The 8,981-nt window shown below is 31.3% G+C and carries 11 protein-coding genes, 1 tRNA gene and 1 other RNA gene; 10 read left to right on the forward strand and 3 right to left on the reverse strand.

Annotated features, from left to right (window positions below; genetic code table 11):
• Positions 1-131 precede the first annotated feature (131 nt).
• The 10 genes from tadA to C661_RS0119850 all read left to right on the forward strand — a co-directional run bounded on the left by tadA (position 132) and on the right by C661_RS0119850 (position 6,412).
• Positions 132-575 carry a tRNA adenosine(34) deaminase TadA gene (gene tadA, locus C661_RS0119810; protein WP_017417071.1) on the forward strand — a complete coding sequence of 148 codons (444 nt, stop codon included), beginning with the start codon at positions 132-134 and terminating at the stop codon, positions 573-575.
• Positions 576-803, forward strand: a complete 228-nt coding sequence (locus C661_RS0119815; protein ID WP_017417072.1) for a (2Fe-2S)-binding protein — start codon at positions 576-578, stop codon at positions 801-803.
• A 159-nt stretch (positions 804-962) separates the two neighbouring features.
• Complete coding sequence (gene lgt, locus C661_RS0119820; protein WP_017417073.1) at positions 963-1,733, forward strand: prolipoprotein diacylglyceryl transferase; 771 nt, start codon at positions 963-965, stop codon at positions 1,731-1,733.
• Between the two features lie 480 nt (positions 1,734-2,213).
• A tRNA-Ser gene (locus C661_RS0119825) sits at positions 2,214-2,303 on the forward strand.
• A gap of 2 nt (positions 2,304-2,305) precedes the next feature.
• Positions 2,306-2,571, forward strand: an RNA gene (gene ffs / locus C661_RS23260) — signal recognition particle sRNA large type.
• A gap of 244 nt (positions 2,572-2,815) precedes the next feature.
• Positions 2,816-4,450, forward strand: a complete 1,635-nt coding sequence (gene dnaX, locus C661_RS0119830; protein WP_017417074.1) for a DNA polymerase III subunit gamma/tau — start codon at positions 2,816-2,818, stop codon at positions 4,448-4,450.
• Positions 4,451-4,542: 92 nt separating this feature from the next.
• The gene (locus C661_RS0119835; protein WP_017417075.1) at positions 4,543-4,881 is read left to right on the forward strand and encodes a YbaB/EbfC family nucleoid-associated protein; all 339 of its coding nucleotides are present in this window, start codon (positions 4,543-4,545) and stop codon (positions 4,879-4,881) included.
• Between the two features lie 175 nt (positions 4,882-5,056).
• On the forward strand, positions 5,057-5,653 hold the full coding sequence (recR, locus tag C661_RS0119840; RefSeq protein WP_017417076.1) for a recombination mediator RecR: 597 nt from the start codon (positions 5,057-5,059) through the stop codon (positions 5,651-5,653).
• 103 nt (positions 5,654-5,756) lie between these two features.
• Positions 5,757-6,038: a DUF2508 family protein gene (locus C661_RS0119845; RefSeq protein WP_017417077.1), complete on the forward strand. Its 282-nt coding sequence runs from the start codon at positions 5,757-5,759 to the stop codon at positions 6,036-6,038.
• Positions 6,039-6,157: 119 nt separating this feature from the next.
• A complete protein-coding gene (locus tag C661_RS0119850) occupies positions 6,158-6,412 on the forward strand; it encodes a pro-sigmaK processing inhibitor BofA family protein (protein WP_017417078.1) in 255 nt (84 codons plus the stop codon).
• 71 nt (positions 6,413-6,483) lie between these two features.
• Here C661_RS0119850 and C661_RS0119855 read toward each other — a convergent pair whose 3' ends face one another.
• From C661_RS0119855 to C661_RS0119865, 3 genes are read right to left on the reverse strand one after another with little or no spacing between them, the layout of a single operon-like run.
• Complete coding sequence (locus C661_RS0119855) at positions 6,484-7,473, reverse strand: DUF4097 family beta strand repeat-containing protein (RefSeq protein ID WP_017417079.1); 990 nt, start codon at positions 7,471-7,473, stop codon at positions 6,484-6,486.
• 12 nt (positions 7,474-7,485) lie between these two features.
• Positions 7,486-8,127, reverse strand: a complete 642-nt coding sequence (locus tag C661_RS22980) for a DUF1700 domain-containing protein (protein ID WP_017417080.1) — start codon at positions 8,125-8,127, stop codon at positions 7,486-7,488.
• A gap of 4 nt (positions 8,128-8,131) precedes the next feature.
• Entirely contained in the window at positions 8,132-8,443 is a 312-nt protein-coding gene (locus C661_RS0119865; RefSeq protein ID WP_017417081.1) for a PadR family transcriptional regulator, read from the reverse strand.
• Positions 8,444-8,981: the final 538 nt, after the last annotated feature.

Here is an 8,981-nt window from a genome sequence, read left to right on the forward strand (position 1 = left end):
AAGTTTTTTTATTATATAGAATAACCTTGGGGAAATATTTCATCTAAACTTCAAGTATATATAGATGGATAGGTTATTTGTGGTTTAATTTTACTATAAACAGGTATAATAAAATTTATTAAGGAGTTTTTATGGAAAATTCACATATGAAAATGGCTATTGAGGAAGCGAAAAAGGCCTTAGAAAGAGCTGAGGTTCCAGTTGGAGCGGTAATAGTAAAGGATGATAAGGTAATATCCGTAGCACATAACTTAAAGGAAGGGACTAAGGATCCTACTAACCATGCTGAAATTATAGCAATAAGAAAGGCTAGTGAAGTGTTAGGCAGATGGAGGCTCAATGATTGTAGTATGTATGTAACCTTAGAACCCTGCGCCATGTGTGCAGGAGCAATTATACAAAGTAGAATAAAAACCCTTTATATTGGAACTTTTGATCCAAGGGCAGGGGCTTGTGGGTCTGTGTTTAACATAACTCAAGACCATAGATTAAATCATTGGGTTAATGTAAAGTGGTTATATGATGAGGAATGTAGCAACTTATTACAAGAGTTTTTTATTGAAAGGAGAAAGTAAATGGAGAATAATTTAAATGAAGAAATACTAGATAAACTTACAAAGGTATGCATATGCAAGGGAATTCCTAGATCAACTATTAAGAAAGCAATAGCAAATGGAGCTAAAACTGTAGAGGAAGTTAATAAGGCTACAGGTAGTGGTAGTGGTGGATGCAAGGGCAGAAGATGCTCAGTAAAAATAGCAGAACTTATAAAACAATATAATGAAGAAAATGCAATAGAATAAACTTAAAGTTCAAATTGTTTTTATAGTTTAGTAAAGCTGATTTTTATATAACATTAATAAACTTTAGAGGAATCTAATTGAAATAATGAAAGTAAAAATTTTATTTTCATTTCCTATATGGTAAAATATAATAAAAAAATACAAAGGGGGATGAGCAATATGGATCCAGTGGCAATAAGATTATTTGGAATAGATATTATGTGGTATGGAGTAATAATATCTACAGGGATAATAATTGCATTATTATTAACAGAATATACCTGTAAGTTGAGAGATATAAAGTATGATGATGTATTAACAATTTTTTTAATTACATTTCCACTTGCTGTTATAGGTGCTAGGCTTTACTATGTAATATTTGAGTTTAATAATTACTATAAAGACAACCTAGGAGATATATTTAATATAAGGCAGGGAGGACTTGCAATACATGGAGCAATAATTACTACGGTATTAGTTGTGTATTTGTATGCTAAAAAGAAAGGAATGAACTTTTTAGCTTTACTGGATGTAGCAGCTCCATCTTTAATAATTGCTCAATCTCTAGGCCGTTGGGGTAACTTCTTTAACCAAGAAGCTCACGGTGGACCAGTATCTAAAGAATTTATAAGTATGTTTCCAGAATTTATTCAAAAAGGAATGTTTATAGACGGTACCTATTATCACCCTACCTTCTTATATGAATCCATCTGGAACTTAGCAGTATTTTTAGTGCTATTTTACTTAATTCATAAAGTGAGAAAAAGAGGAGTTGTAGCTTTATCTTACTTAGGATTATATTCCTTAGGAAGGTTTTTTATAGAAGGACTTAGAACTGATAGTCTTATGATAGGACCAATTAGAACGGCTCAGTTGATTAGTATTTTAGGAATAGTAATATGTATAGCAGGATTATTTATGATTTATAAAGGTAGAAAAGAATCTTTATAAGAAATGAATCTAATTTAAAGGAGTACTGGAAAATATTTATTTTCAGTACTCCTTATTTATTTGTTCGACATAAAGTAAAACACAAAATTAATAGAATACCTGAAGAGTTATTAAATGTTCTTTAAAAGTCTAACAGTAATAGTAAAATCTATTAGTATGTTTTCAGTGATTCAGCATATCTGATTCTGCCGCTAATTTTTCATTACTATTATATGTAACAAAGAGCTACTGACATTGAAACCATCTTAATTAACAATAGAATAATAACTATTTTAAAGTTGGTTTCTGTGATTTTTGTTATAACTTCTATATTATTAACATATAATAAAATTATCTCAAATGTGGAACATTTATTACAATATTAGAAAAAATTAATATACAGGATTTAAAGTTTTTTACTTGCAACATATGAATAACAATAGTATAATCATGTTACACAGTGGTGAGTTAAACAATCACTGATGGAACTTAATATAACATGGAGAGATGTCCGAGTGGTTTAAGGAGCACGCCTGGAACGCGTGTGTAGGGGTAACTCTACCGAGGGTTCGAATCCCTCTTTCTCCGCCATGTCGTACTAGATGGGGAGTTAGCGGTGCCCTGTAACCTGCAATCCGCTACAGCAGGGTTGAATCCCTCGCCTAGGTTTTAACTTGTGTGGTCTGACCCATATAAGTGGTGTTGAGAACTGGGTCCCACGCAATGGAAATTCATGAACCTCGTCAGGTCCGGAAGGAAGCAGCGATAAGTGAACACTTCCATGTGCCGTGGATTAACCTGGTTTGAGCTAACTGTATGGGTAACGCACATAGGCTAATTATCGAAGCGAGGTGTACGACTTTAATAAGATATTCAAGATGCTTTTGTGGCATCTTTTTTGTTTTATATTGAAATAAATTAAGGGTATAATTAGCTACATAGGAATTAAATTTTAAAATTTATCTATGTACATTTTTCTTCATTCTATTAGATTTTTGAGAAGTCTATATGAAGTTTATAAATATTAAAGATAAATAATATAATTCACAGATATTAACAAAGGATATATAATAGAGTTAACATAGAAAAAGAGGTGAGGCACTGTGGCATATACAGCTTTATATAGAGAGTGGAGACCTAAAGACTTCAATGACGTAGTAGGGCAAGAACACATTACTACAACCCTAAAAAATGCAATAAAAACTGATAGAATAGCTCATGCATACTTATTATGTGGTACTAGGGGAACTGGTAAGACCTCTACGGCTAAAATTCTTTCAAAGGCAGTAAATTGCCTTGATTTACAGGATGGAGAACCTTGTAATCAGTGTGAGATGTGTAAGAAAATTAATAGTGGAACAGCTATAGATGTTACTGAACTTGATGCTGCTTCCCATAACAGCGTAGATAATATAAGAGATATAATTGAAGATGTACAGTATCCTCCACAGGAAGCAAAATTTAAGGTTTTTATCATAGATGAGGTCCATATGTTATCTGTAGGAGCAGTAAATGCATTTTTAAAAACCTTAGAAGAACCACCAAGTAAAGTTATTTTTATTTTAGCAACTACGGACCCTCAAAAACTTCCAATCACCATATTATCAAGATGTCAGAGATTTGATTTTAAAAGAATAAAGGGTGAAGATATCTTTGGTAGACTTAGAACTATAGTAAGCGATTTAGGGGTATATGCTGATGATAAAAGCTTAAAACTAATTTCAAGAATTTGTGATGGAGCAATGAGAGATGCGCTTTCTGTACTAGATCAGGTAATCTCTATGAGTGATGGGAAAGTTGAATATGACAACTTAATTCAAATGCTAGGGCTTATGACCAATGAAGGATTAATCAAGGTTATGGATTCAATCATAGCTAAGGATACAGAAAGAGCTATAAGAAATATAAATGATATAGTTTATAGTGGAAAAGATATTAATATTTTTATTAAGGATTTAACAGCTCACATGAGAAATCTTCTTATGGCGAAAGTTAGTGATAATCCAGAGGAAGTTTTAGATATGTCTAGTGAAAATATAGAACTTCTAAAGGAACAAGCTAAGCAAGTTAGAGTTGAAGAGTTAATGAGGTATATCAATATTCTTCAAGAGGCTGAGGAGAATGCTAAGTTCACGAAACAAGGCAGGATATACTTAGAACTTGCTATAATTAAAATGTGTAAGATAGAATATGATACTTCTATTGAGACCATTTTAGGTAGAATAAATAAACTAGAGGAAAGTATAAGAAGTGGAGCAATTGCAGTTACTGTAAGTGAAGCATCAGAAATTAAAAACTCCATAAAAGAGGTAAAAAAGGTCTACGCTGTTCCAGAAAGAAAAGTTGAGGAAAGCTCTTCTGAAGTTCGTGAATTTCAAGAAAATAGTGAGTGTAGCTTGACTACTGAAGAAGTAAGAAAATCTTTTAAGGACATACAAGGTCTTTTAAAGGCTAGAAAAAATATGGTATTAGCAACAGCTCTTATGATGGGAGAAGTGGTATCCTGTGATAATGGAGTTATAACTATCGGCTTTGAAAAAGACTATAGCTTTCACAAGAATAGATTAGAAAAGGATGAAAGTAGAAAGGTAATGGATAATATCTTCTCGGAGGTATTAAAGCAGAGAGTTAAGGTAATATATACAATGGAGGGGGAGTATAAGGTTGTAGAGAAATCAAAGGAAGAAATTTTACTCGAAACCTTCCCATCAGAATTAATAGAAGTTCTTGATGAATAAAATTTATAGATAAAATTATAAAACTGGTTACATTATTTGATATTATTATATATACTAATATAATGAGATTATATTTTTAAGGAGGCACTATTATGGCAAAAGGCGGATTCCCAGGAATGGGCGGAAATATGAATAATTTAATAAAGCAAGCACAAAAATTCCAAAAAGAAATGGAAGAAATGCAAAAGAATCTTGAGACTAAGGCTTTTGAAGCTTCAGTTGGTGGAGGAGCAGTTACTGTAGTTGTTAACGGAAAAAAACAATTAACAGATATAACTATAAAACCAGAAGTTGTAGATGCTGATGATGTTGAGATGCTTCAAGACTTAGTTTTAGCAGCTGTAAATGAGGCTTTAAAGAAAGCTGAAGAAGATACAAACAATGCAATGGGTAAATTAACTGGTGGAATGAACATGCCAGGATTATTTTAACAACATTTTGGAGGCTTCAAGTCAATAAGCTTCTATAATTGGTAGTTGCTTAGTTTAGAAAAATTGCTTTAGTAGCAGTTTAAATCTGCTTCCAAAGCAGCTCTACAAAATGAACTAGTTCATTATTTAATAATTAGTCTTCTAAACAAAAGAGGACCTTTTAGAGGTGAATACTTTGGATTTTTATCCTATAGCCATAGAAAAACTAATTGAAGAATTTGCAAAGCTTCCAGGTATAGGGGGGAAGACGGCTCAAAGGCTGACCCTTCATGTATTAAATCTTCCTAGGGAAGAAGTAGAAGAGTTTGCAAATGCACTTATTAAAGCAAGGGGAACTATTAAGTATTGCTCCATATGTGGAAACTTTACAGACAAAGATCCTTGCTCCATATGCTCTAACCCAAATAGGGATAGAAGCACCATTTGTGTTGTGGAACAGCCAAAAGACATTATGACCATGGAAAAGGTTAGAGAGTTTAATGGCCTATATCATGTACTTCATGGTACTATATCACCTATGAGTGGCAGAGGACCAGAGGACATAAAGTTAAAAGAGTTAATAACTCGTATAAATGGTGAGCCAAAGGAAATTATAGTTGCAACTAACCCTAATATTGAGGGGGAGGCAACAGCAATGTATATATCTAAGATTTTAAAACCTTTTGGAATCAAAGTTACAAGAATTGCTCATGGAGTACCAGTAGGTGGAGATTTAGAATATGCAGATGAAGTAACTTTATCTAAGGCTCTAGAAGGAAGAAAAGAAATATAAAAACATCCCATTTGTTGGGGTGTTTTTTTATGTAAAAAGCTTGTATACATATCCCAATATATGTAAATAATCATAAATGAAGTATATAATGGGAGGTATGAGCATGAATAGAAAAAGAATTATTGAAATTATACTTTCTCAAAATAAGTATAATGAAGAACAAAAGGAAATAATTAAACAATTAGAAGAATCTATGATTGAATGGGAAGCAGCTAAAGCTTGTTTTCAACAAGTAAATGAGGATAAGCTTATAGACTTTGCTATATATAGGGAAGATCAGGCTAAAGCTAAGTATGTGTACTTTTTATCCCAAGCTAAGTCTAAAGGAGTAACCTTGGATGCATCCTATATGATTGAGGAACTAAGTGGTGGAAGTAGATGGTAGTTTTATAAAAGACACTTTCTTTTAATTGTAAAATGCATCATAATTGGTTATAGGGGATAATATATATTACTATAAATTCAATTTTTAATAGTTGGATTTTGTGAAAGGGGGGTATTACAGTGCATACAGCAATATATTTTATAATTGCAGTACTGTTTTTATTAATAATAGGTAAGGTACTTGCATGGCCACTTAAAATGTTAATGAAATTAGTGATTAATGCTATTGCAGGTGGAATACTATTGTTACTTATAAATTTTGTTGGAGGGCCATTTGGTATAACTATAGCTATTAATGCAGTTACAGCACTAATAGCAGGCTTATTAGGAATACCAGGGGTTATATTCTTAATAATATTTAATATGATTGCATAAAATAAAGTTAGAAGGTTATAGGAAAATAATACGAATTCCTATAACCTTTTTTATATAGTTTTTTTATGATTTTATTTTTTATAGATGTCTATATCACCAGACACAGTAGATAGGTTAATTTTACCTTTAGTATTAGAGTTTCCTACAAATCCAGTAATGTTTTTTTTAGAGGAATTATTAACTGTTACAGGAAAAACTATATCCATATCTCCAGAAGTAGAGGTAGAACTTACATAAAAGCTAGGGCTATTTGGAAGACTTATAATTAATTTTCCAGAGGTGGACTTGAATTCAATGGTATTTTCTTGAAAATTTTTATAAGAAATATTTAAGTTACCTGAAACAGTTTTCCCCTCTAAATTACCCATAAAGTCTGCAACTTTAATATCACCAGAGATAGAACTTATAGAAGCTGAGGTATTTGTTAGACTATCAATAGTTATATTCCCAGATACAGAATTAAACTTAGAATCTGTTGAAGATATATTAGAAAGATTTACCTTACCAGAAACAGAGGATGCTGTAACCTTATTCACATTTAAATTGTCACCAGTAATATTAGCTGATACAGATTTAACTGAAAGATTTTTATTATAAATCTTAGGAATATATACATCTAATTTGAAGTCATCACTAACACTTATTGAGTTCAATGAACCATTATCTTTTAGAAACCTTATAGTAACAGTTTTTCCTGAAGATTGAACTTGAAGATGGGGTAAATCGTTAGATGCAATTTTGAAGGAACCCTTTAAGGTTGCCTTAATATCTTTGCCATCATAAGGAATTAAAGATATATTTCCACTGACTAAATTAATATCAATAAGTTCAGTTTCATCAATTGCTTGTGATTTAGTTTCATCTATATCATAAGCTTTAGCGTTTCCTAGATTGAAGGTGTTATCAAGATTAATATTTACGTTATTTAACCCTTTAAACATATCTGAAAGCTCAGTTTCATTTGAGGATTTATATAACATATAATATCCTATTCCATAAGTTAGGAACATTATTGCAAGTAGGATTATAATAACACTTTTAATTTTACTAGTTCTAAACATATACGAATCCTCCTAAATTAATATATCGGTTTTTATCCATTTTATTAATTTTAATATCAGTCCATAAATAAATTTTGTAATCCATAGTGATGTTATGAAAAGTAATATGCCAAGGCATACTGTGCCTATACCGATTAATATAAGAGCTGATAAAGGGATGGAAGCAGGTATATAAATAAAGGAACTTGCAATACTACCAGTGATGCCACCTATCATCATTCCAATACCACCTATAACTAAACCAATAGAGGTCCCATACATACCAATTAAAAAAGAACAAATAGATCCTATAACAGGGAAACAAGTTAATATAAGGGCTACTAATATAATTATCTTTAGTGGTTGAGGTAGCGGACTCTTTCTATTGCAATAGTAGTCATTATCTTGGTTATAGTTAGGAGTGGAGCTATAGTAAGAGCTATTAGAGGTATCTGTATTTTGTGATTCAGTGTAGTTATTACTATAATTATATTTGTACTGAGCAACTATCATATAAGGGTCACCCAATTCCATTATTATTTCTGAGTCTGACTTTCCGCTTGATTTACCAACCCTAAAATGTTCTTCATAATCGTATAAGATATCCTTACGTTCTTTCTCAGGAAAAGTTTCTAGACCTTGGGATAAAACTTTTAAAAATTCATACCTATCCATCTTTTTAATCCTCCCCAATAATGTTGTTTACACTATCAATAAATATAAGCCATTCTTTTTCTAAAATTTCTTTTGTTTTAATTCCAATATCCGTGATTTTATAATACTTTCTAGGGGGACCCTCTTGGGATTCCTGAAGATAGGTAACAAAATACCCGTCCTGAGTTAAACGCCTTAGAATTGGATAAATAGTTCCGTCGGATATTTGAATGTTTTTGGATATTTCATTTACTAATTCATATCCATAGTAATCTTTTCTAGTAACTAAAGATAGAACACACAGCTCTAGAACACCCTTTTTAAGTTGTACATTCATTAAATCACCTCAAAGCTGTAGTATATAATTTGGTACTATACAATATAAGATACTAATTATAGTTACATAATATGATTATATGAAATGAATGACACATATTTTTACAAATATTAGCACAATAATTAAACTAAAAGATAATATAGTGCATAATTTTGCCATTAACTTTATAACTGAATGAACACAGTTCCAAGTGTATCTGCAAAGGCATTCGGAAGGTATTTAAAGGATTTATTAGAAATGATGGAATAATTTTTTGAAATGGAGGAAATATATAAAGAGAACTTGTGAATTCATGATATTATATTCCTTGTCGCTGATGCACAGCAGAGCGATAAAGCTTCAGGTTTGAAAATAGTTTCTAAATAAAATTTAAAAACATGTTGACAAACAAGAGGATAGATGATAAACTTATAGAAGTCGTCACTTGATTCAATACAATGCAGTGATGAAGTGGTCTTTGAAAATTAAACAGAGAAAAAGGTAAAACCAGTTAATTCCGAATCAGAAATGATTCTTAGTGAACGATAAGTTCACAAAA

The organism is Clostridium tunisiense TJ, assembly GCF_000300195.1.
In the GTDB taxonomy this organism is placed as follows: Bacteria; Bacillota; Clostridia; order Clostridiales; family Clostridiaceae; genus Clostridium_J; species Clostridium_J tunisiense.